This is a genomic window from Pantoea sp. X-Soil-YNGN-775 (assembly GCF_059730575.1).
Window position 1 is genome coordinate 102,992 of record NZ_AP035945.1, and the last position, 22,714, is coordinate 125,705.

Genomic DNA, 22,714 nt, shown 5'->3' on the forward strand with positions numbered 1-22,714 from the left:
GATTGATCCCATCCGCAGAGCACTCCCTTTAATGCTGCCGTCCGTTAGTGCACCACGACAGCGCAACTGGCTCACGCAGAACGCTCGTACGCACCTGTATAAGGCACCCGCGCGCGAAAGCTGCATCTGCCGCTAAAAAGGTTACGGCAGGGTAAAAGAATTGTTAGCTCACGGATGTGAGCCACGCCGCGGCTGCGCGGTATATCAGCCTAGGACTATTCTTAATTTGATTAATACAGTGAATATAAATGTTTAAGAAGTGAGCCATTGGCGTATATTTTGCACTCGTTCAGCAGGGAGTGTATTTCCTCACAGAATCGAAAATATGCTGGCAGAAAGCATGACGGCATCCACATTACTACCAAACATAATTTGATTTTTTTGCCGCTTGCTGAGGCACAAAAGATATTAGCCTCAAACACTTAGTGGCGCTGGAACTTTTCCAGCTAAGAAAAGATAAAAAAATAATTATAAATTGCGCGGCAAATCGTCAGGTCTCTATCCATACTTAGCTTCCCGGCATTTGTTGCATTGACCTGACATGTTTACAAGCAGTGCACAGCAGGCTGTTTCCCGTAGTGGTTTTCTCATAATAAAAACAAACCCTTGCGGGATACAGCCTGACCAGGCCCGGTTTCAGAGTCTGACTTCAGACTCGTACCTCTCTACTTTCACGTGCTTCATAGTGAGTTTTTAAGGAGTTCTCTATGGAATTAAAAGACCCAATGTTTGAATTGCTCAGCAGCCTTGAGCAGATTGTATTGACACGTGACAACCGTCCCGCTGAGATCTCTATTCAACGCCAACCTGCCGTGCCAGAGCCACAGCGTCTGCGCGAAATGACCGGCATGCAGGTTGATGAATTTGCAAAAGTGATGGGCGTAAGCGTTTCTTCAGTAAAAAGTTGGGAAGCCCGACGTACCCGTCCTTCCGCGACAGCTCAGAAATTAATGAAGCTGTTGCATGCCAACCCCTATCTGGGTCGGCAGCTGCTGGAATAATGAAGAAAAAATCCAAAGGAACCCGCCGTGGCGGGTTTTTTTTTAGCCTGGCTCACGGTATCTGGCCGCCTGTTTCTCAAACCAGCTGTCCGGCACGTTATAAGGCGGCTGCCCCAACTGGGCAATGCCCGATTCGATAATGGTTGAGGCCTGCTGCCAGAGCTGCGCATTACCCTGCTTCAGCAGGTCAATCTGCACCTGTTTTTCCACCAGGTAGATGCGGGCGAAGTGGGGATCGAAGCGCACGATCGCTCGGGTGTTGTCGATGATGTCAGCCAGCTTGATGGTTTGCGCCTCCGGACTGGCGCTGGCGGTATGCCGGAAGTGCGCCAGCTTGCGCGCTGCCCGGTTCTTTGCGGACGCCGGTGCGCTGTCGGTCAGCATCTCGACCAGGCTGGCAACGCGGGCACCAAACAGCGTGTCGATATCTGCCAGCGTGGTCGGCGTATCTTCAACCGTATCATGAAGCCATGCCGCCGCCAGCAGAGCGTCGTCATCGCTGACGCTGCGGACCAGCTCCGCCACTGCCGCCGGGTGAACAATATACGGTTCATCGGTATATTTGCGGCGCTGGCCGGCATCGGCATGGGCCTGCGTAGCGTAGCGTCGCGCGCGTTCTTCCAGTGAATCCTGCATGCGTTTTCCCCTGTTCAAAAAGTTTGCTTGCAATTATCTAGCGCGCTATCTATATTTACCACCATGAACAGTGATCAAGATGACAAAAAAGTGAAAACGATGCCACTGTTGGTCGATCAGCAACTCTGCTTTGCACTTTATTCCGCTAATCTGGCGATGAATAAGGTCTATCGTCAGCTGCTGACCCAACTCGACATTACCTATCCGCAATATCTGGTGATGCTGGTGCTGTGGCAGAAGGACGATCTTACGGTTTCAGAGATTGGCGAGCAGCTTTTCCTGGATTCAGCCACGCTGACGCCGCTGCTGAAGCGACTGGAGAGTGCCGGACTGATTATGCGTCAGCGCACCCGCCAGGATGAGCGCCAGGTGGCGGTAACGCTGACCGAGGCTGGCCGGGCGTTGCGCAGCAAGGCGGAATCTATTCCGGAAGCGGTCAAATGCGCGACCGCCTGCGACGATGATGCGCTGCTGGCGCTGAAAGTGCAGCTGGATGGCTTACGCGACAATCTCAACCGATCACGATAAATCTTACTGACGGGCGTATCGTGCCCGTTGAACCTCACCGCCTCATTACCGCGTTACAAGTAGTGAGCGATTAAATAGCGTAACGGAGAAATGTCATGTCTTTAGAACAAGTGGTTTACCGCGCAAAAGCCAAAGCAACCGGTGGTCGTGATGGCCGTGCAACCTCTTCTGACGGTGTGCTGGACGTGAAGCTGGGCGTACCAAAAGAGATGGGCGGCGCAGGTGGTGAAGTGACTAACCCTGAGCAGCTGTTCGCTGCGGGCTATTCAGCCTGCTTCCTGGGCGCAATGAAATTTGTCGCTGGCCGTGACAAAATCGCGATGCCGAAAGAGGCGTGGATTGAAGGTGAAGTGGGTATCGGCCCAATCCCGAATGGCTTTGGTATCGAAGCGACCCTGAACATTCACCTGCCAGAGATGGATGAAGCCGAAGCGCAGAAGCTGGTTGATGCTGCACATATCGTTTGCCCTTACTCAAACGCAACCCGCAATAACATTGACGTGACGCTGAATATCATTCGCTAAGCGTACCGCGGGCCAGCCAGGCTGGCCCGCTCTCTCTTCCGTCCGCCCGCCACGCCTTATCCCGCACTTCTGCCTTGTTTGCCTCAGTCGGGATCCGACCGGCAATACCGTTTGCACAAAAAATGTGCTAATCGGCTCGACAAAGATTATTTTCTGGTCTATCGGGTGTTGCCATGTTTTACTGGGCCACCTCGCGTTATAGCCTGAAATCCGTTCAGAATTCTCCTTCATCGGGTCCGGTCCGCTTATTCAGCGAACTCTGCCGCGTTTCGGTAGTCACATTAAAGATTTGGTAAAGCGCATCATTCCGGGGAAACTCCATTTTTCATGAATTATATTAAAACCTTAACGCAGCAAAAGTTGTCGCTACTGCTCGCGCTCTATCTCGGTATATTATTGAATTTACCGATTTTTTATCGCCGTTTTGACGGTTTCCTGACGAAATCGACGGTGACCAACTGGCTAACTGCCGTGACCGAAGTGGTGGCAATTGTGCTGCTGACTTTCTTCCTGATGCGGCTGTTGTCGCTGGGTGGAAAGTGGTTTTATCGGGTGCTCGCCACGCTTATCGTGCTGATTTCTGTTGCCGCTGCCTATTACATGGCATTTTTTAACGTCGTGATTGGCTACGGCATTGTGGCATCGGTGATGACCACCGATACCGACCTGTCGAAAGAGGTGATTGGCTATCACTTCGTGCTGTGGATGGTGCTGGTTAGCGCGCTGCCGCTGTTAATGATCTGGCGAAACAAACTGAGTATGACGCTGAATGAACAGCTGCGTACGCCGGGGCAACGCCTGAAGCCGACCCTGATTATGCTGGTCTGCGTGGCGCTGGTCTGGCTGCCAATTCGGTTTTTCGACAAGCTGCAGAAGAATAATGAAGAGATCACCAACATCGATCTGCCGAGCTACGGCGGTGTGGTGGCGCACTCTTATCTGCCATCTAACTGGCTGGCGGCGGTGGGGCTGTTTGCCTGGACCCGCATAGATGAGTCGCTGAATAGCGAGGAACTGCTCGACCCGGCGAAGAAATTTACCTACGTCGCGCCTGCCGGGCTGGATGATACCTATGTGGTGTTTGTGATTGGTGAAACCACCCGCTGGGATCACATGGGCATGCTCGGCTACGAACGTGATACCACGCCGAAGCTCTCTAAAGAGAAAAACCTGGTCGCGTTCCGCGGTGAATCCTGTGATACCGCCACCAAACTGTCGCTGCGCTGCATGTTCGTGCGCGAAGGCGGCACCATGGATAACCCCGGCCGTACGCTGAAAGAGCAAAACGTGTTTGCGGTGATGAAAGAGCTGGGCTTTACCTCTGAGCTGTTTGCGATGCAGAGTGAGGTGTGGTTTTACGACAACATCAACGCCAATAACTTTGCTTTCCGTGAGCAGATTGGTTCAGAGAAGCGTAACCAGGGTAAAGCGGTCGATGACATGCTGCTGGTGCCTGAGATGAAGGCGTCGCTGGATCGCTTCCCGAAAGGCAAGCATCTGGTCGTGCTGCACACTAAGGGGTCGCACTATCTCTATTCTCAGCGTTACCCGCGCAGTTTTGCGAAGTACCAGCCGGAATGTATGGGGGTTGATGAGACCTGCAGCAAAGCGCAGTTGATTAATGCCTATGACAACTCGGTGCTGTATGTCGATAGCATGCTCGACAGCGTGCTGGATCAGTTGCGTGATAAGAAGGCGATTGTCTTCTATGCTGCTGACCACGGTGAGTCGATTAGCGAAAATATGCACCTGCACGGTACTCCACGTGAGATGGCTCCGCCGGAGCAGTTCCGCGTTCCGATGATGGTGTGGGCGTCTGATAAGTATCTTGCCGACAGCCAGAACCGCAGCAACTTTGAGCGTTTGCAGGCGCAGCAGCGCGTCGGCAAAACCCATCGCCACGTAGAGTTGTTTGATACCATTCTTGGTTGTCTGGGTTACACCTCGCCAGATGGCGGGATTAATCCGGCCAATAACTGGTGTCAGGCTCCGGCGACCAGCCCGGCGAAACCGCTGTAATAACAACGCCGAATTGGTGGAAAGGGCGCGGGATTGTCAGTAACCGCGCGCTTTCCAGGCGATCGGCGGCAAAAGCGCAAAAAGCGGTTGACGCTGATCGGGGGTCGCAGTAACATGCGCCCCCATCGGCGAGTAGCGCAGCTTGGTAGCGCAACTGGTTTGGGACCAGTGGGTCGGAGGTTCGAATCCTCTCTCGCCGACCATATTTAAGAAACCTGTCTGAAAAGACAGGTTTTTTTTCGTCTGTAGCTAAAGAGGATGAGAACCTCCAAAGGAGGTTTGAGCCTGCTGATTGGCCCAGTCAGGGTGAATCTGGCCGCAACGAATAAGCTCAAGGCGCCGGGAACACGGGCAGAAGAGGAAAGCGTCCCGCGCCATGGACGGCGCGGGCCGAGCGGCCAGGGATTGGCTTTAGCGTCTTTCCGATCTGGCCGTGTTCCCGGAGCAGTCCCGGTTTCAACGCCAGTCAGGCTTCAGGGAGCATACGCCTTGCGCAAAGACGCAAAAGACGCCTTCCATGGCCCGCTATGCTTTGCTACCGGCGTAGGCTCCCTTCGCTTTACGTCCGGCAGGGCGATAGACGGCTGACGAACCCTAATCAGGGTAAGTCTGACCGTGTTTACTCTGCAGGCAGGAGCCTGTAACGAATCGGGCCACTCTCTTCTTCTTTACGCTTTCCCCGCTTTCCTTCGCTGGCTGTTCTTTTTTGCAATCTTCCAGAAAGTTCCAATAACAGGCTTCCGTAACGCTATCTGCTTTTCAGCCGGGATTAATCCGCTTTTCCGGTCGGCAGGCCTTGCTACATCTGCGACGCAGGGATAATTCGTGACACGTTCTTCTTATGACCGAAAGCGGCAAGTTGCTAATTTCTTATGCCTCAATGCCAGCATATTCCGCTGGCTGAACGTCATAACGCACGGTGAATCGTTCAGTTATTCAACATTTGCCGGTAAAAGTTTTAAGTTTTTTAGCGGTGAGAATCACTAGCGACAAACTGCCTATCCAGCAGAAAGTCCGGACGTTACGCCAGTGACACTGTGCTTTGTATGGCTTTTAGCCGAAAAGGGTTTTTTTTACCGTTGCTTGCTATCCCTCACACTCTGTGTAAATAACTAACCGTTGTATTGACGTTCATTGCAACTGTTGACAAATTGATGCGTCAATAAAGTGCAGTTACGGAATTTTCCGACCGCTTCCACGGCACCCGGAAAAACATAAAAAAACCTGACGCGCTTTAGCCACCCGTTCGGTGGTACGCCTGAACCGCATAAAAAAACCAGAGGTCGGGCAATGCACACAACATCACATCACAATGGAGCAAAAGCATGATCAACTCCCTGGCTAAATCCGGGATGCTGAAGGTCGGTCTGAGCCTGATTGCTATGACTGTCGCCGCCGGTGTTCAGGCAAAAACCCTGGTTTACTGTTCAGAAGGTTCTCCGGAAGGCTTTAACCCGCAGTTGTTCACCTCGGGTACCACTTACGACGCCAGCTCACGCCAGATTTATAACCGTCTGGTTGAGTTCACCATCGGCACCACTGAACTGCACCCGGCACTGGCCGAGAAGTGGGATGTCAGCGAAGACGGCAAAACCTACACCTTCCACCTGCGCAAAGGCGTGAAGTGGCAGACCACCAAAGATTTCAAACCGACGCGCGAATTTAACGCGGATGATGTGGTGTTCACCTTTGAACGCCAGCTGGATAAAAACAACGCCTACCATGGCGTCTCCGGCGGCAGCTACGAATATTTCGAAGGCATGGATATGCCGAAGCTGATCAGCAAAATTGAAAAAGTGGACGATCATACCGTGCGCTTTGTGCTGACCCGTCCTGAAGCGCCGTTCCTTGCGGATCTCGGCATGGACTTCGCCTCTATTCTGTCGAAAGAGTACGCGGACAACATGCTGAAAGCTGGCTCACCGCAAAAAGTCGACCTGAATCCGGTCGGTACCGGCCCGTTCCAGCTGCTGCAGTACCAGAAAGATTCGCGCATTCTGTATAAAGCCAACCCGGACTACTGGGGCACCAAACCGAAAATCGATCGGTTAGTCTTCTCCATTACGCCGGATGCTTCTGTGCGTTACGCCAAACTGCAAAAGGGCGAATGTCAGGTCATGCCGTATCCAAACCCGGCTGACATTGCGCGCATGAAGCAGGATAAAAACATCAACCTGTATGAGCAGGCTGGCCTGAACGTCGGCTATCTTTCATATAACGTTGAGAAAAAACCGCTGGATAACCTGAAAGTACGTCAGGCCCTGACCATGGCGGTGAACAAGCAGGCAATCATTGATGCCGTTTATCAGGGTGCAGGCCAGACGGCTAAAAACCTGATCCCGCCAACGATGTGGGGTTACAACGACGCCGTTAAGGACTACACCTATGATCCTGAAAAAGCCAAAGCGCTGCTGAAAGAAGCAGGCATGGCTGACGGCTTCTCCATCGACCTGTGGGCGATGCCGGTACAGCGTCCTTACAACCCGAACGCGCGCCGTATGGCGGAGATGATTCAGTCCGACTGGGCGAAGATTGGCGTGAAAGCCAAGATTGTGACCTATGAGTGGGGCGAATATCTGAAGCGTGCCAAAGCCGGCGAACACCAGACCGTAATGATGGGCTGGACCGGTGATAATGGGGATCCGGATAACTTCCTCGCCACCCTGTTCAGCTGTTCAGCGGCCAAAGATGGCTCTAACTACTCGCGCTGGTGCGATAAATCCTTTGAGGATCAGATTCAGCCAGCACGCGCCACCGCCGATCAGGCCAGGCGCATCGAGTACTACAAGCAGGCACAGGTTGTGATGCATGACCAGGCACCGGCGCTGATGATCGCGCACTCAACGGTCTACGAACCGGTCAGCAAGAAAGTCTCCGGCTACAAAGTCGATCCGCTTGGCGGACACTACTTTGCCCAGGTAGACATTCAGGAATAATTGTTGCCTTTTCCGGAGCGGCTACGCGTCGCTCCGGCTTTATCTCCCTGTTTTACTGGAAACGGTAGAGGCGCAGCCTGGCTGCGTCGCGGTCGGGCCTACCCGATCGTCAGATGTAAGCAATAACTACCCTCGCGGCGACGGTCGCGCGGACAAGAGAGAACCCGGATTATGCTGCAGTTCATACTCCGACGTTTGGGCCTTGTCATCCCAACGTTTATCGGTATTACATTACTCACTTTCGCATTTGTTCACATGATCCCCGGCGATCCGGTGCTGATCATGGCGGGCGAACGCGGTATTTCCCCTGAACGTCACGCGCAGTTAATGGCGCTGTTAGGCCTGGATCAGCCGCTGTGGAAACAGTACCTGAACTACATTAACGGCGTATTACATGGCGATCTCGGCATTTCACTCAAGAGCCGCATCCCGGTATGGGATGAATTTGTGCCGCGCTTTAAAGCCACGCTGGAACTGGGTGTCTGCGCGATGCTGTTTGCGGTCGCGGTCGGTATCCCGGTTGGGGTGATGGCGGCGGTTAAACGTGGCTCGATCTTCGATCACACCGCGGTCGGCATCTCACTGACCGGCTACTCGATGCCGATCTTCTGGTGGGGCATCATGCTGATCATGCTGGTCTCAGTGCAGTTCAACCTGACGCCGGTTTCCGGCCGCGTCGGCGACACCGTATTCCTTGATGACACCATGCCACTGACCGGCTTCATGCTGATCGACACCTTTTTCTGGGGCGAGGCGGGTGATTTCCACGATGCGGTGATGCACATGATTTTGCCCGCTATCGTGCTTGGCACCATCCCGCTGGCGGTGATTGTGCGTATGACGCGCTCGGCGATGCTGGAAGTGCTGGGTGAAGATTACATCCGTACGGCACGCGCCAAAGGCCTGACGCGGATGCGGGTTATCGTGGTGCATGCGTTGCGTAACGCCATGCTGCCGGTGGTGACCGTCATCGGTCTGCAGGTCGGAACCTTACTGGCCGGCGCGATCCTGACCGAAACCATCTTCTCGTGGCCGGGTCTGGGTCGCTGGCTGATCGAAGCGCTGCAACGCCGTGATTATCCGGTGGTGCAGGGCGGGGTGCTGCTGACGGCGGTACTGATTATCCTGGTCAACCTGCTGGTTGATCTGCTGTATGGCGTGGTTAACCCGCGCATACGTCATAAGAAATAAGGGGGCATCATGTCTGTTGTTGATCCCGCCAGCGTAACCGCTGCACCCAAGCCGATGACCCCGTTTCAGGAATTCTGGCACTATTTTAAACGCAATAAAGGCGCCGTGGTGGGCCTGGCGTACATCATTATTATGCTGCTGGTGGCGGTGTTCGCCGATCTGCTGGCGCCCCATGCGCCGGCGGAACAGTTCCGCGATGCGCTGCTGCATCCGCCGGTCTGGCAGGAAGGAGGAAGCTGGAGCTACATTCTCGGCACCGATGATGTTGGCCGTGATGTGCTGTCGCGTCTGATGTACGGCGCGCGACTGTCGCTGCTGGTCGGCTGTCTGGTGGTAGTGCTATCGCTGATTTTCGGGGTGATCTTCGGTCTGCTGGCCGGTTACCTCGGCGGCGTGGTGGATGCCACCATTATGCGCCTGGTCGATATCATGCTGGCGCTGCCGAGCCTGCTGCTGGCGCTGGTGCTGGTGGCCATTTTCGGTCCCTCGATCGTTAACGCCTCTATCGCCCTGACGTTTGTCGCGCTGCCGCACTACATTCGACTGACCCGTGCCGCGGTACTGGTGGAGGTAAACCGCGACTACGTGACCGCCTCCAGCGTCGCCGGGGCCGGTATGCTGCGTCAGATGTTCGTTAATATTCTGCCTAACTGTCTTGCGCCGTTGATCGTGCAGGCGTCGTTAGGTTTCTCCAACGCCATTCTGGATATGGCGGCGTTGGGCTTTCTCGGTATGGGTGCGCAACCGCCAACCCCGGAGTGGGGCACCATGCTCTCCGACGTGTTGCAGTATGCGCAAAGTGCCTGGTGGGTGGTGACGTTCCCTGGATTAGTCATTCTGCTTACCGTGCTGGCATTTAACCTGATGGGCGATGGTTTGCGTGATGCACTCGACCCGAAACTCAAGCAGTAAAGAGGCACCGAGATGGCGTTATTAAATGTAGACAAACTGTCGGTGCATTTCGGCGACGAAAAGGCACCGTTCCGGGCGGTTGACCGCATCAGTTATCAGGTGGAGCAGGGCCAGGTGGTCGGCATTGTCGGCGAGTCCGGCTCCGGTAAATCGGTCAGCTCGCTGGCGATTATGGGACTGATCGATTTCCCGGGCAAAGTGATGGCGGAAAAGCTGGAGTTCAACCAGCGCGACCTGAAACGCATCTCCGAAAAAGAGCGCCGCCAGCTGGTGGGCGCGGAAGTGGCGATGATTTTTCAGGACCCGATGACCAGCCTCAACCCCTGTTACACCGTGGGCTTCCAGATCATGGAAGCGATCAAAGTGCATCAGGGCGGCAACAAGCGTACCCGGCGTCAGCGGGCAATCGACCTGCTGAATCAGGTGGGCATCCCCGATCCGGCGTCGCGACTGGATGTTTATCCGCACCAGCTGTCGGGCGGGATGAGCCAGCGTGTCATGATCGCCATGGCGATTGCCTGCCGTCCGAAGCTGCTGATTGCCGATGAGCCCACCACCGCGCTCGACGTGACTATTCAGGCGCAGATCATTGAACTGCTGCTGGAGTTACAGCAGCAGGAGAACATGGCGCTGATCCTGATCACCCACGATCTGGCGTTAGTGGCCGAAGCAGCGCACCACATTATTGTGATGTATGCCGGACAGGTGGTGGAGAGCGGCAAAGCGACTGATATCTTTAAGGCACCGCGCCATCCTTACACCCAGGCGCTGCTGCGTGCTCTGCCGGAGTTTGCTGCCGATAAAGCCCGTCTGGCCTCGCTGCCGGGCGTGGTACCGGGCAAATACGATCGCCCGGTTGGCTGCCTGCTCAACCCACGCTGTCCTTATGCCACTGATCATTGTCGTAAGGTAGAACCGGAACTGCGCACCATTCCAGGCCGCCAGTCCAAGTGTCACTATCCGCTGGACGATGCCGGGAGACCGACTTATGAGTCATGAAACAACTAAGCATGAGTATTTATTACAGGCGATCGATCTGAAAAAGCACTACCCGGTGAAGAAAGGGTTGTTTGGTCAGGAACGTCTGGTAAAAGCGCTGGATGGCGTGTCGTTTAATCTGGAGCGCGGCAAAACGCTGGCGGTAGTCGGTGAGTCAGGATGTGGAAAGTCCACCCTTGGCCGCCTGCTGACGATGATCGAAACCCCGACCGAAGGGCAGCTTTACTGGCATGGTCAGGATCTGCTGAAGCACGATCCGCAGGCACAGAAACTGCGTCGTCAGAAAATTCAGATCGTCTTTCAGAATCCCTATGGTTCACTGAATCCGCGCAAGAAAGTGAGTCAGATTCTGGAAGAGCCGCTGATCATCAATACCACGCTGACCAAAGCCGAGCGCCGCGAGAAGACGCTGGAGATGATGGCGAAAGTGGGCCTGAAGACCGAGCACTACGATCGCTATCCCCACATGTTCTCCGGGGGACAGCGCCAGCGTATTGCGATTGCCCGCGGGCTGATGCTTGATCCGGACGTGCTGATTGCCGATGAGCCGGTTTCAGCGCTCGACGTCTCGGTGCGTGCCCAGGTGCTGAACCTGATGATGGATCTGCAGCAGGATATGGGACTTTCCTACGTCTTTATCTCGCACGATTTGTCGGTGGTGGAGCACATTGCGGATGAAGTGATGGTGATGTACCTCGGGCGCTGCGTTGAAAAGGGCAGCAAAGAGGCGATTTTTGCTAATCCACGCCATCCGTACACCCAGGCTCTGCTGTCGGCCACGCCGCGTCTGAATCCGGATGACCGCCGTGAGCGGATTAAGCTGACCGGCGAACTGCCGAGTCCGCTCAGTCCGCCACCGGGCTGCGCCTTCAACGCGCGCTGCCGCCGGCGCTTTGGCACCTGCGTTCAGCTGCAACCGAAGCTGAAAAGCTACGGTGGCCAGCAGATCGCCTGCTTCGCCGTCGACCAGGATGAAAATCAGCCGGTCGGCGCGGCAGAAAAAGTCGGTTAAAGATAAGAAGGCTCCTGCAGGGGCCTTTTTTACTGACGCGTCCCGCTCAGCGCACATCCGGGTGTCGCTTACCTTCCTCCGCTGTCCTTTTTCATTATCCTGATTAATCAATGACCCGGTCGCTGATCATTGCAGCAAAAACCGGTAAATATCCTCAACGTTTGACGGCCATTTCACGCTGACAGCTGCGGGTTAAGTCGCCGGGCAACCTTAGTCATTGACAGGGATTATTCTCATCTTGTCTCTGCTGGCTGTGCCAGCCGTTACACTCGCCTCCTTCGGTAGCTGAATGTTAAAATATTGCTAATCAATTTAACTTAAATCACACTTATTAATTTCAGGGCAAAAGCAGTCAACATCGCCCTTTTTCGGCTCTTATCGAATCTTTCTGATTAAACTATTTTATTGAATTCGCTGTTTTTGTAATCAGGTTTTTCTCACTGAGTTTAAGCGGATGTGCTATATTCCAGGAAAATTCCCCCCTTGTTGCAGGCCATGATCAATGAAGAATTACGACGATTTGCAGCGTTTTAAAGAGAAGACGCAAACGCTCGACATCGCCTTTAAAGATATGTCTGGCCAGACGCAGGAAGCGGCGGAACACAGTAAATGGTCATTGATTCGTCAGCTGGCGAGTGATGCCCAGCAGAATGCCCTTGGCGGCGGTCAGCGTATCGATTTGCCTCAGCCTCAGCCGCTGCGCGGTGATGAATTCAGCGCCCCGGCTCCTGCCGCTCTGCCGCGTCAGTCGATCCTCAGTGCGCAACCGGCAACGGCAGCCCGCGGCTCGATTCTGGACAGTCTGGCGGGCAGTGCAGCCGCAACAAACGTGACCGCTGAAGCTGGTTCTTCATCGCTGTTCCCGCCGCCCTTGCTAAAACCGACAGAGCCGGTGGCAACGCTGCGCCCTGCTGCTGTTCAGCCCGCGGCGGTGGCGAACCCACCGACGGCGTTCACCTCGTCTGGGGCGGCAAACCCACCGACGGCGTTCGCCTCGTCTGAGGCGGCGAACCGCGCCGAACCGGGACGTTTTGGTGCCTTGTTCCGCTCACGCGGCGGCGAACCGGTTAATCTGCCAAAAGAGACCTTACTGAAACCGTTACTGGAGAAGATTGCGCTATGCCGTTAGTTTGTGTGTGCTCGCCGAAAGGGGGAGTAGGGAAAACCACGTTGGCGGCGAACCTGGCCTGGAGTCTGGCGCGTTCCGGTAGCAAAGTTCTGGCAATTGATTTTGATGTGCAGAATGCTCTGCGTCTGCATTTTGGCGTTCCGCTCCATGACGGGCGAGGATTTGTGGCCCGTTCGGAAGAGCAGGCGGATTGGAGCCAGTCGATTCTGACCACCGGTGGCAATATCTTCGTGCTGCCCTATGGCGACGTGACCGAGCCGCAGCGTGAGCGCTTTGAAGAACAGCTGATGAAAGATCCGCACTTTATTCAGCGCGGACTCGACACGGTGCTCAATTATCCTGGCCTGGTGATCGTGGCTGATTTTCCACCCGGTCCGGGTCCGGCCCTTAAAGCAATGACGGCGCTGGCCGATATGCATTTAGTGGTGATGTTAGCGGATACCGCCTCGGTCTCTTTATTACCGCAGATTGAGGAGAACCGGATGACCGGCAAACCTCTCAATAATAAACAGGGTCACTATTTCGTCCTGAACCAGTGCGATAACCGTCGCAATATTAATCGTGATGTGACGGCATTTATGCAACAGCGACTGGGCGATAATTTACTCGGCGTGGTTCACCGCGACGAAAGCGTGGGTGAGGCGAATGCTTCCCAGCAGTCTGTGTATGATTTTAGTCCCGCGTCTGCGGCGGCCTTTGATATTGAACTGATTGCCAAACGTGTCAGCAGCATTCTGAATATCACCGTCGGCAACGGCGAAGTTCAGGCTCCCATCCGTACTAACCCATATTAATCACCTGACGTGAACAGGTGATTGAATTAAAACAGCTCTTCTCAGGGTGAATCATGAGTAAAATCGGGTTTTACCTGCTGCTGCTGGTGCTTGCACCCGTTGCCGCGGTGATCATCATTACGCCAATGGACAGCCAGAAGCAGTATATTTTTGGCCTGATCAGCATCGGTTTGATGTTTTTATTGGGTTTCAGCAAAAGCCGCAAAATAACCGTGATGATGGTGATCCTGTCGGCGTTGATGTCTACCCGCTATATCTGGTGGCGCACCACAGAAACCCTGCATTTTAATTCCGAAGTCGAAGCGATATTAGGCATTGGCTTATATCTGGCTGAGCTTTATGTCTGGCTGATTTTAATTCTCGGCTTTCTGCAAACCACCTGGCCATTAAAGCGCACCATCGAACCGTTACCGGATGATACCGATCTGTGGCCGACGGTGGATATTTACGTGCCGTCTTATAATGAGAGCCTTGATGTAGTGCGCGACACCGTGCTGGCCGCGCAGTGTATCGACTATCCACGCGACAAACTGAAAGTCTATCTGCTGGATGACGGCAAGCGCAGTGAGTTCGCCCGCTTCGCCGCCGATGTGGGCGTAGGCTACATCACCCGTGACAACAACAATCACGCTAAAGCCGGCAACCTCAACCATGCAATGAAAATCACTAAAGGTGAGCTGATTTGCATTTTTGACTGCGACCACGTCGCGACGCGTACTTTCCTGCAGGCGACGGTAGGCCCGTTCCTGAAAGATCCGAAACTGGCGCTGTTGCAAACGCCACACTATTTCTACTCGCCCGATCCGTTTGAGCGTAATCTGCGCGCCGCGCGCAGCATCCCGAATGAAGGTTCACTGTTTTACGGCCCGGTTCAGCAGGGCAATGACAACTGGAATGCCACTTTCTTCTGCGGCTCCTGTGCGGTGATCCGCCGCGCAGCGCTGGAGCAGATTGGTGGTTTTGCGGTAGAAACCGTGACCGAAGATGCGCATACCGCGCTGAAAATGCAGCGCCTTGGCTGGGGATCGGCGTTTCTGTCCATTCCGCTGGCGGCCGGTCTGGCGACCGAGCGTCTCGGCCTGCACATTATTCAGCGTACCCGCTGGGCGCGCGGTATGACGCAGATTTTCCGGGTGGATAATCCGCTGTTTGGCCGCGGCCTGAAGTGGCAGCAGCGCCTCTGTTACCTTAACGCCATGCTGCACTTCCAGTTTGGTCTGCCGCGCGTAGCCTTTCTCACCGCGCCGCTGGCTTACCTGCTGTTTAATCTGAATATTATTCACTCCTCCGCGTCGCTGATCTTTGCGTACGTGCTGCCGCATCTGGTGATGTCGCTGTACGTCAACTCGCGGATGAATGGCCGTTTCCGCTACACCTTCTGGGGTGAAATTTACGAAACGGTGATGTGTTTCCATCTGGTGATCCCGACCATCCTGACGCTGCTGTCGCCGAAGCACGGCAAATTCAACGTGACCGATAAAGGCGGGGTGCTGGATCAGGGCTTCTTCGATTTCCACATCGTGCGTCCGCACGTCATTGTGGCGCTGCTGCTGGGCATCGGCATTGTGGCGGGCGTGGTACGGGCAGTGATGCATGACTATTTTGGCGTCGATCCTTACGTTATTGCGCTCAACGTCGGATGGGCCATCTTTAGCCTGATCATTCTGATGGCGGCGATCGCCGTGGCGCGCGAAACCAAACAGGTGCGTAAAACCATCCGTATTGAGGTGCAGATCCCAGCGATTATTCACTACGCCAGCGGTATTTCGTCACGCACCCTGACCAGCGATCTTTCCATGGGGGGCGCGCAGCTGGATGCGCCAGATAACCGCCATGAATACGATGAGATTGAAGAGATCGACCTGCTGCTTAAATCCGGCGCGATCACCATTCCGGTCAGTAAGATTTCTGGCGATGCGGAAACCATCCGTCTGCGCTTTGAGGCGATGCCTCTGGCGCGCCGCCGTGAGCTGGTACGGGTGGTGCTGGCGCGCGCCGATGCCTGGATTCAGCCGGAGTATAAGCAGGATAACCCGCTGATCTCGCTGGGAACCATTATCCGTACCGTGTTTGAGCTGTTCTGGCTGACCTGGAAAGGACGCCACGATAAACGTAAAAATGTCGACCCGGTTGCCGCGGCGGCCAAAGAGGATGGCGCAGTATGAAAACCCTGACCCAAACGCTGCTGGTCAGTTCACTGACCGCGGCGCTGTGGCTGACGCCAGCCTGGGCCGAAACGCCATCTGCTGATGACACCAGCAACCCCGCGCCGGTTAACAGCGCGGCACCGACCGTGCAGCCGACTGCGCAAGCGACGCCATCAGCCCAGCCTGCGTCTGGCGAGGCGTCATCTGGCGTTCAGTCTGAGTCTGCAGCGACACAGAATGCGCCGGCGGTGACTTCTGCCGCGCCCGCACCGGCTGGGGCTGCGGTGACGCAGGACAGCGGTGCGCTCTCTACCGTGCCGTTGCCGCAAGGGCTGAGCAATGGCGACCCGGCGCTGGAAGCGGCCGCCAGTGCGCTGCCCTACGCGCCGGGTCAGGCCGTAACGCCGGTGGCCGAAGCGCCAGTAGTGGAACCGCAGCCGGTGATCAGTGCTGCCATTAACCAGCCGATCAGCAGTAGCATTTCTGTGGCGCAGATGGGCCAGCCGCGCGGCATCACCCTGACCGGCGGCCAGTTGCAGTCAGGTATTACCTTTACGCTGCCCTCGGATGAGGTGGTGACCAATGCGCGTCTCAACCTGACGCTGCGCGTCTCACCGGCGCTGGCGGCGCGCAATACTTCACTGCAGCTAATGCTGAACGGCCAGCCGCTTGGCACGCTGCCGCTCGGTGCCAGCGACAGTGATACCAGCGACTATCAGCTGGATATTCCGGCGGCGATGGTGGTCTCCAGCAATAACCTCAGCTTCAAAATTAATGATGCCGACCAGTTACTGTGCGAGCGCGAGAGCGCCGAGCAGTATCAGGTCACCATCATGCCGAAAACCACCCTGAGCCTTGAGGGCCAGCAGCTGAATATCGGCACCAGCCTGCGCAACTTCCCGCGGCCGTTCCTCGATCCGCAACGCATGACCGCCGCCACCGTTACCATTGGATTCGCCAGCAATGTCGCGCCGGATGCCGTGAGTGCGGCGGCGCTGGTGGCGTCCTGGCTCGGCATTCAGAGCGATTATCGCGGTATTCGCTTCCCGGTGATGCGGGATGAATTGCCGGAGCACAACGGCATTCTGTTTGGTCATCCCGGCGATCGCATCGGTACGCTGACCTTTCCGGCCAGCAAAGGGCCGATGCTGCAGGTGGTCGATAACCCGAACAACCCGGTGTATAAATTGCTGCTGGTGAGCGGTAACAACGACGCCGAACTGCGTCAGGCGGCCAACCGTCTGACCACGCAGCCGCTGACCACTGACGACAGCCAGCTGCCGGTAAAACCGCAAACGCTCGGCAATCGCAAACCCTATGACGCGCCGCGCTGGATCAATACCGATCGCCCGGTGCGTCTCAGTGAACTGCTGCGAAAAGATCAGACCCTGACCAGCAGCGGCATCTGGCACGATGCGCTGCGCGTCAATTTCCGTGCCGCGCCCGATCTGTTTCTGTGGGATGGCGATACCGTGCCGGTCAAGCTGCACTATCGTTTCCCGTCCGAAAGCTGGATCGATGAAGATAAGTCGTTTCTTAACGTGATGCTGAACGGGACCTTCCTGCGCAACCTGACCGTGAATAAGGTCGGGCTGCTGGAGAATGTCTGGCACCGTTTAGGGGGCGATGCGCGGCAGGAACAATATCAGCTCAATCTCGAACCCTACCTGATTTATGGCGATAACCAGCTGGCGCTCTACTTCAACATCAAGCCGCGGGCGGATGCGCCCTGTGGCGTGCTGCTGAACAACAACATCAAGAGCCGGATTGAAGAGGATTCGTGGATCGATCTGAGCCACACCCGCCACTTCAGCATGCTGCCGAACCTCTCTTATTTTGTCGGCGCCTCGTTCCCGTTCTCACGGCTGGCGGATTTCGGCCAGACCACGCTGCTGCTGCCGGAAAAACCCAGCAATGCCGAACTGTCGACGCTGCTGGATCTGGCGGCGCGTGCCGGTAACGCGACCGGCGTAGCCCTGACGCAGAATCAGGTGCTGTTTGGTCTGCCGCAGGGCGGCACCTATCTGGCACGGCTGCAGCAGAACGACCTGCTGGCGGTAAGTACCACCGGCAACAGTGATTTCAACCGGGCGTTACTGGCCTCTTCACCTTATGACGCCAGCAGCAGCACCTTTGGTGTGAAGGAGTCCGGTACGCTGGAGAAACTGCGCGGCTGGCTAAGCGGTGACTGGAGTCGTCAACAGCTGGATGCCGATCGGTACTTCTCCTCTAACGAAGCGTGGCGTGGCTTCCTGAGCTATCGCTCGCCGTGGAATCGCGATCGGCTGGTGGTGGTTACGGTGGCGACCAGTGACGATCAACTGCTGCGGCTCCACAACGATCTCAGTTCGGCACGTATCAATGCCGCGATTCGTGGCGATACCGCCATCATCACCGATGAGAATGGCATTCGCAGCTTCCGCGTTGGCGCGCAGTTCCCGGTCGGGGAAATGCCCTGGTACATGATGGTGGTGTGGTACGCCAACCAGCATTCGGTGTTCCTGGCGCTGGCGGCGCTGCTGCTTTCTGCGCTGGTGGGCAGTGCGGTCTGGGTGATGCTGAAGCGTCATGCGTGGCGGCGACTGAATCCGAAGCAGAATAGTGATTCCGGCAAGAAGTAAGGATAACAACAATGAAAAAAAATCTGATAAGTGCCGGTGTTCATCATGCGTTACTGCTGGGCGGCTTGCTGGCGTTGTCACCGTCGCTGCTGGCGGCTGAAAGCACTAATCCGGCGTTGCAGGCGCTGTTCGATCAGGCGGCTTACTGGCACCAGAAAGCACATGACGATCTGGCGATATCCTCGCTGCAGAAGGTGTTGATGGTGGAACCCAACAACCCGCAGGCGCTCTATTTACTGGCGCTGTACGCCCAGCAGGGCGGTGACAATGCCGCCGCTGCGCAGTATCGCGAGCGTCTGAGCAAAGCGTCACCCAACGATCCGCACCTGAGCGAGCTGGATAATGCCCGTCAGCTACAGACGATTCCGCAGGCGCAGCTGTCGCTGGCGCGTCAGCAGGCGCGCAGCGGCAACATTGCTGCCGCCCTGCAGACCTGGCGTAATACCTTCAGCGGCAATGAGCCGCCAGCCAGCGTGGCCGCAGAATATTATCTGACGATGGCCGGTGACCGTAGCCTGCTGCCACAGGCGGTAGAGGCGTTGCGGCAGTTTGCCGCGCAGCATCCGCAGGACACCGGGGCGCAGCTGGCGCTGGGTAAAGCGCTGACCTATCAGGAGTCGACCCGTCGCGAAGGGATTGAGGTGCTGTCTGCGCTGGCGAGTGGGAACCAGGAGGCCGACCGTTCGCTGCGGCAGGCGCTGCTGTGGCTTGGTCCGCAGCCTACCGATGCCGCGCTGTATCAGACCTGGCAACAGCGTCATCCGCAGGATAGCGCGGTGATCGACTATTACCGTAAAAACGTCGGGGGTGCTGAGAAAGGCGCCGGTTTCAGTGCGCTCAACAGTGGTGACGTGGGCGGTGCGCAGAGCAGCTTCGAAAAAGTGCTGAGCGCCAATCCGCAGGATGCCGATGCGCTGGCGGGCATGGGCTATGTCGCCCAGCGTGCCGGCCGTTATCAGGAAGCGGCGGACTATCTGCAGCGCGCCGCGCAGCTGGGCGGCGATCAGGGTTCAGCCCGTCAGCAGCAGGCCGATGATGCCCGTTTTTATGCGCAGCTGGCCAATGCGCAGCAGGCGCTGAAAAGCGGCAACAGCGCACAGGCGCTGGCATTAAGCGAACCGCTGGCGCAGGCCGAAGGCGAAAAAGGCATTGCCGCTCGCCTGTTCCGTGCTGACGTGCAGCGGCGCAGTAACCAGCTTGAGCAGGCCGAGCAGACCTACCGTTCTGTGCTGCAGAGCGATGCCAGTAACCGCAGCGCCAAAGAGGGGCTGTTCTACGTGCTGCGTCAGCAGAATCGCAGTGCCGAAGCCAATACCCTGCTGGGCTCGCTGCCAGCCAGCGTCCGTCAGAGCGTGACGCCGCAGGCAAACGGCGCCGATACGCTACGTCAGCAGGCGAAGCGTCAGCTGGCCGCCGGCAACAACGCCGCGGCCATCGCGACGCTGCAGCAGGGAGTCCAGCGTTATCCAACCGATGGCTGGCTGCGGCTTGATCTGGCCCGTCTCTACCGACAGCAGGGTGAACCTTTACAGGCCGCTAATGTAATGCAGCCGGTGATGCGCAGCGGTGCCAGCAGCAGTGAACTTTATGCTGGCGCACTCAACGCCAGCGAAAGCGGCGGCTGGCAGCAGGCCAGCGTGCTGCTGTCGCGCATTCCGGCTGCTGCCCAAACGCGTGAGATGCGCGCACTGGCGCAGCGGGTCAATTTTAACCTGCAAATGAGCACCGCAGATCAGTATCTGTCTCAGGGTGCCAATGCTGCCGCTGCCAACACCCTGAAAGCGTTAGCGGTGAATACGCCCAGCAACCCGGCTGATGCCGGTAATCTGGCGCAGAAGCTGGCGCAGGCTGGCGATCTCACCACCGCGGTTTCGGTGGTACGCACCAATATGCAGCGCGGTGTACAGGGTAATGCCGGTGATTACGCCGCGCAGGTGACGGTGCTGAACCAGGCCGGGCTGAGCGCAGAAGCGCAGCGCTTCCTCAGCAGCCCGGAACTGCAGGCGCGCAGCACCCCGACGCAGCTGGCAGCGATGCGTAACGGTTATCTGATTAATGAAGTCGATCGCCTGCGGCAGCAGCGGCAGTATGCGGCGGCCTACGATAAGCTGATCGGTGCGTTACAGCAGGATCCGCAGAACCGCGATCTGATGTTCGCCATGGCGCGACTCTATCAGGACGGCAAGATGAACCGGGACGCGGGCGTGGTATATGACTACCTGATGACCCAGGATACGCCGACTCAGGATGCGCGCGTCGGGGCGATCAACGTCGCGCTGGCGCAGAATAATGTTCAGCGCGCCAACACGCTGACGCGCGGCCTGAACAGCGCTACCCAGACGCCGGATCGCCTGTTGCTATTGGCGCGGGTGGCCGAAGCGAATGGCGAGCATAGCGAGGCGATGCGCTATCTGCGCTCGGCACGCGGACAGCTGATTGGCCTGCAGGGTGCGCAGCCGGGCAGTATGCCGACCGTGGGCGGGCTGGTGCTGGCAGATAATCCGTTTATCGACCGCAATACCTCGCCGGTCGGGCGTTCCGCTTCCCGCTACGGCACCGTGCTGCCCTGGCAGGTCGCGCCCGTCACCACGTCGGCCAGCCCTGAGCAGGCAGAAGGCGATACGACGGTATCTAACGCGTCGCAGACCCTGCGTCAGATTGACACCATGATGGATTCGCTGCAGGAGAAAACGGCCAGCTGGAGTCAGGGAATGGTGCAGGTGCGCGGTCGTGATGGCGAATCGGGACTGAGCAAGCTGACCGAAGCCAAAGCGCCACTGACCTTCTCCACCGTGCCGTTTGGTGAGTCGCGCTTTGACTTCACCATGACGCCGGTGTCGCTGACGGCTGGTAGCGCCGCGGGCGATGCATGGCGACGTTTTGGCACCAACGCCTTAACCCAGGGCCGGGTAGTCGCCGCCGGTGGCGCAACCCTGAATGATGTGCCGAACGCCACGACCGATTCACAAACCGCCTCGGGCGTCGAGCTGAACCTGGCGCTGAAAGGCGACAGCTACAAGGTCGATCTCGGCAGTACGCCGCTGGGCCAGGATCTCAGTACGCTGGTGGGTGGGGTGCAGTGGTCGCCGAAGCTTACCGACTTCCTGACGCTGATTCTGACCGGCGAACGTCGCGCGATTACCGACAGTCTGCTGTCGTATGTCGGCGCAGAGGACAAGACCAGCGGCAAGCGGTGGGGCCGCGTCACCAAAAACGGCGGCAATGCCTTACTGAGTTATGACAATGGCGATGCCGGCTTCTACGCTGGCGCGGGGGCGTACAGCTACCTTGGCGAGAATGTCGCCAGTAACAACAATCTGCAGGCGACCGCCGGTGCTTATGTGCGTCCTTATCACGCCGACGACCGTGAGCTGAAGGTGGGGATGAGCCTGTCATGGATGGACTTCTCGAAAAACCTGAGCTATTTCAGTTATGGCCAGGGCGGCTACTTCAGTCCGCAAAACTACGCTTCCGTCTCATTCCCGGTCGACTTCTCTCGTCAGTATGACGATCTGAAAGTGAGGCTGGGCGGTTCGGTCGGCTATCAGTCCTACAGTCAGGATAAAAGCGCTTACTTCCCGGACGATGCCAGCCTGCAGTCACAGCTGGAAGGGCTGGCTGCCGACGGCAGCGTGAAAAGTGCGTACTACTCCGGCAGCAGTAAAAACGGGGTGGGTTATAACCTGCACGCCGGTGCCGATTACAAACTTAATAAAGAGGTGACGATAGGCGGCCAGCTGGGCTACGACACCTTTGGTGATTACAACGAAAGCAGTGCGCAGCTTTATGTCCGTTATCTGTTTGGAGATAAATAATGAATGAGCATTCTGGCGTGTCGCATCCGCATCCACCCGGCTGGTTTGATCTGGTCAGCGTACTGATTGAAGGCATGGTCGCCAACGGCGGCCAGCAACAGGCTGAAGCGTTCCTCTACAACATGGGTGAATCGCTGGCAGCCCGCTATCCGTTGCCTGAAGCACGCACGGTGCAGGATCTGGAACGGGAAATGAATCTGCAACTGGCGCGTTTTAACTGGGGTTTTGTGCAGCTCCAGCCGGAAGAGAAGGCGCTGTTGATCGGTCATCACGCCTTACCGGCGGGTGATAATATCCATACGCCTGCTGACTGGCAGGCGGCATTTGGCGCAGTCGCGGCGGGGCTGTTCTCAGGCTGGCTGCAGGCTCAGGGCGGCAGCAGTGCGGTGCCGGTAACGCCTGAACTGAATGATGGCAACGCGCTGTATTACCGTTATCAATAGGATAGAT

The 22,714-nt window shown here is 56.8% G+C and carries 16 protein-coding genes and 1 tRNA gene; 16 read left to right on the forward strand and 1 reads right to left on the reverse strand.

Features of this window, described 5'->3' with window-relative positions:
* The first annotated feature begins 707 nt into the window (after positions 1 to 707).
* A complete protein-coding gene (locus tag AC6I8I_RS00465; RefSeq protein ID WP_031375566.1) occupies positions 708 to 1,001 on the forward strand; it encodes an HTH-type transcriptional regulator in 294 nt (97 codons plus the stop codon).
* Positions 1,002 to 1,043: 42 nt separating this feature from the next.
* Here the strand turns inward: AC6I8I_RS00465 and AC6I8I_RS00470 are convergent, their stop codons facing one another.
* Positions 1,044 to 1,637 carry an HD domain-containing protein gene (locus AC6I8I_RS00470; RefSeq protein WP_312054820.1) on the reverse strand — a complete coding sequence of 198 codons (594 nt, stop codon included), beginning with the start codon at positions 1,635 to 1,637 and terminating at the stop codon, positions 1,044 to 1,046.
* Between the two features lie 63 nt (positions 1,638 to 1,700).
* On the opposite strand from AC6I8I_RS00470, the gene AC6I8I_RS00475 reads away from it, so the two are divergent.
* The 15 genes from AC6I8I_RS00475 (at position 1,701) to bcsD (ending at position 22,707) form a co-directional block, all read left to right on the forward strand.
* Positions 1,701 to 2,165, forward strand: a complete 465-nt coding sequence (locus AC6I8I_RS00475; protein WP_312054819.1) for a MarR family winged helix-turn-helix transcriptional regulator — start codon at positions 1,701 to 1,703, stop codon at positions 2,163 to 2,165.
* Positions 2,166 to 2,260: 95 nt separating this feature from the next.
* Positions 2,261 to 2,689 carry an organic hydroperoxide resistance protein gene (locus AC6I8I_RS00480; RefSeq protein ID WP_031375563.1) on the forward strand — a complete coding sequence of 143 codons (429 nt, stop codon included), beginning with the start codon at positions 2,261 to 2,263 and terminating at the stop codon, positions 2,687 to 2,689.
* A gap of 327 nt (positions 2,690 to 3,016) precedes the next feature.
* Positions 3,017 to 4,708, forward strand: coding sequence for a kdo(2)-lipid A phosphoethanolamine 7''-transferase (eptB, locus tag AC6I8I_RS00485; protein WP_312054816.1), 1,692 nt, complete (start codon positions 3,017 to 3,019; stop codon positions 4,706 to 4,708).
* A 126-nt stretch (positions 4,709 to 4,834) separates the two neighbouring features.
* A tRNA-Pro gene (locus AC6I8I_RS00490) sits at positions 4,835 to 4,911 on the forward strand.
* Positions 4,912 to 6,033: 1,122 nt separating this feature from the next.
* Positions 6,034 to 7,644 (forward strand): dipeptide ABC transporter periplasmic-binding protein DppA, encoded by a 1,611-nt coding sequence (dppA, locus tag AC6I8I_RS00495; RefSeq protein WP_312054814.1) that lies wholly within the window; start codon positions 6,034 to 6,036, stop codon positions 7,642 to 7,644.
* A gap of 171 nt (positions 7,645 to 7,815) precedes the next feature.
* The gene (gene dppB / locus AC6I8I_RS00500; RefSeq protein WP_312054812.1) at positions 7,816 to 8,835 is read left to right on the forward strand and encodes a dipeptide ABC transporter permease DppB; all 1,020 of its coding nucleotides are present in this window, start codon (positions 7,816 to 7,818) and stop codon (positions 8,833 to 8,835) included.
* Between the two features lie 9 nt (positions 8,836 to 8,844).
* Positions 8,845 to 9,747 carry a dipeptide ABC transporter permease DppC gene (gene dppC / locus AC6I8I_RS00505; RefSeq protein WP_094120946.1) on the forward strand — a complete coding sequence of 301 codons (903 nt, stop codon included), beginning with the start codon at positions 8,845 to 8,847 and terminating at the stop codon, positions 9,745 to 9,747.
* 12 nt (positions 9,748 to 9,759) lie between these two features.
* Positions 9,760 to 10,746 carry a dipeptide ABC transporter ATP-binding protein gene (dppD, locus tag AC6I8I_RS00510; protein WP_312759212.1) on the forward strand — a complete coding sequence of 329 codons (987 nt, stop codon included), beginning with the start codon at positions 9,760 to 9,762 and terminating at the stop codon, positions 10,744 to 10,746.
* Positions 10,736 to 11,758: a dipeptide ABC transporter ATP-binding subunit DppF gene (gene dppF / locus AC6I8I_RS00515; RefSeq protein ID WP_312054808.1), complete on the forward strand. Its 1,023-nt coding sequence runs from the start codon at positions 10,736 to 10,738 to the stop codon at positions 11,756 to 11,758. The genes dppD and dppF overlap by 11 nt, the downstream gene beginning before the upstream one ends.
* 502 nt (positions 11,759 to 12,260) lie before the next feature.
* A complete protein-coding gene (bcsO, locus tag AC6I8I_RS00520) occupies positions 12,261 to 12,887 on the forward strand; it encodes a cellulose biosynthesis protein BcsO (RefSeq protein WP_497828228.1) in 627 nt (208 codons plus the stop codon).
* The gene (gene bcsQ, locus AC6I8I_RS00525; protein ID WP_312054804.1) at positions 12,878 to 13,681 is read left to right on the forward strand and encodes a cellulose biosynthesis protein BcsQ; all 804 of its coding nucleotides are present in this window, start codon (positions 12,878 to 12,880) and stop codon (positions 13,679 to 13,681) included. Before bcsO ends, bcsQ begins: the two co-directional genes overlap by 10 nt.
* Before the next feature lie 53 nt (positions 13,682 to 13,734).
* The gene (gene bcsA / locus AC6I8I_RS00530; protein WP_312759216.1) at positions 13,735 to 15,846 is read left to right on the forward strand and encodes a UDP-forming cellulose synthase catalytic subunit; all 2,112 of its coding nucleotides are present in this window, start codon (positions 13,735 to 13,737) and stop codon (positions 15,844 to 15,846) included.
* Positions 15,843 to 18,449 (forward strand): cellulose biosynthesis cyclic di-GMP-binding regulatory protein BcsB, encoded by a 2,607-nt coding sequence (bcsB, locus tag AC6I8I_RS00535; protein WP_312759217.1) that lies wholly within the window; start codon positions 15,843 to 15,845, stop codon positions 18,447 to 18,449. The genes bcsA and bcsB overlap by 4 nt, the downstream gene beginning before the upstream one ends.
* Positions 18,450 to 18,460: 11 nt before the next feature.
* The gene (locus tag AC6I8I_RS00540; protein WP_497828229.1) at positions 18,461 to 22,264 is read left to right on the forward strand and encodes a cellulose biosynthesis protein BcsC; all 3,804 of its coding nucleotides are present in this window, start codon (positions 18,461 to 18,463) and stop codon (positions 22,262 to 22,264) included.
* A complete protein-coding gene (gene bcsD, locus AC6I8I_RS00545) occupies positions 22,264 to 22,707 on the forward strand; it encodes a cellulose biosynthesis protein BcsD (protein ID WP_312054799.1) in 444 nt (147 codons plus the stop codon). Before AC6I8I_RS00540 ends, bcsD begins: the two co-directional genes overlap by 1 nt.
* Positions 22,708 to 22,714 lie beyond the last annotated feature (7 nt).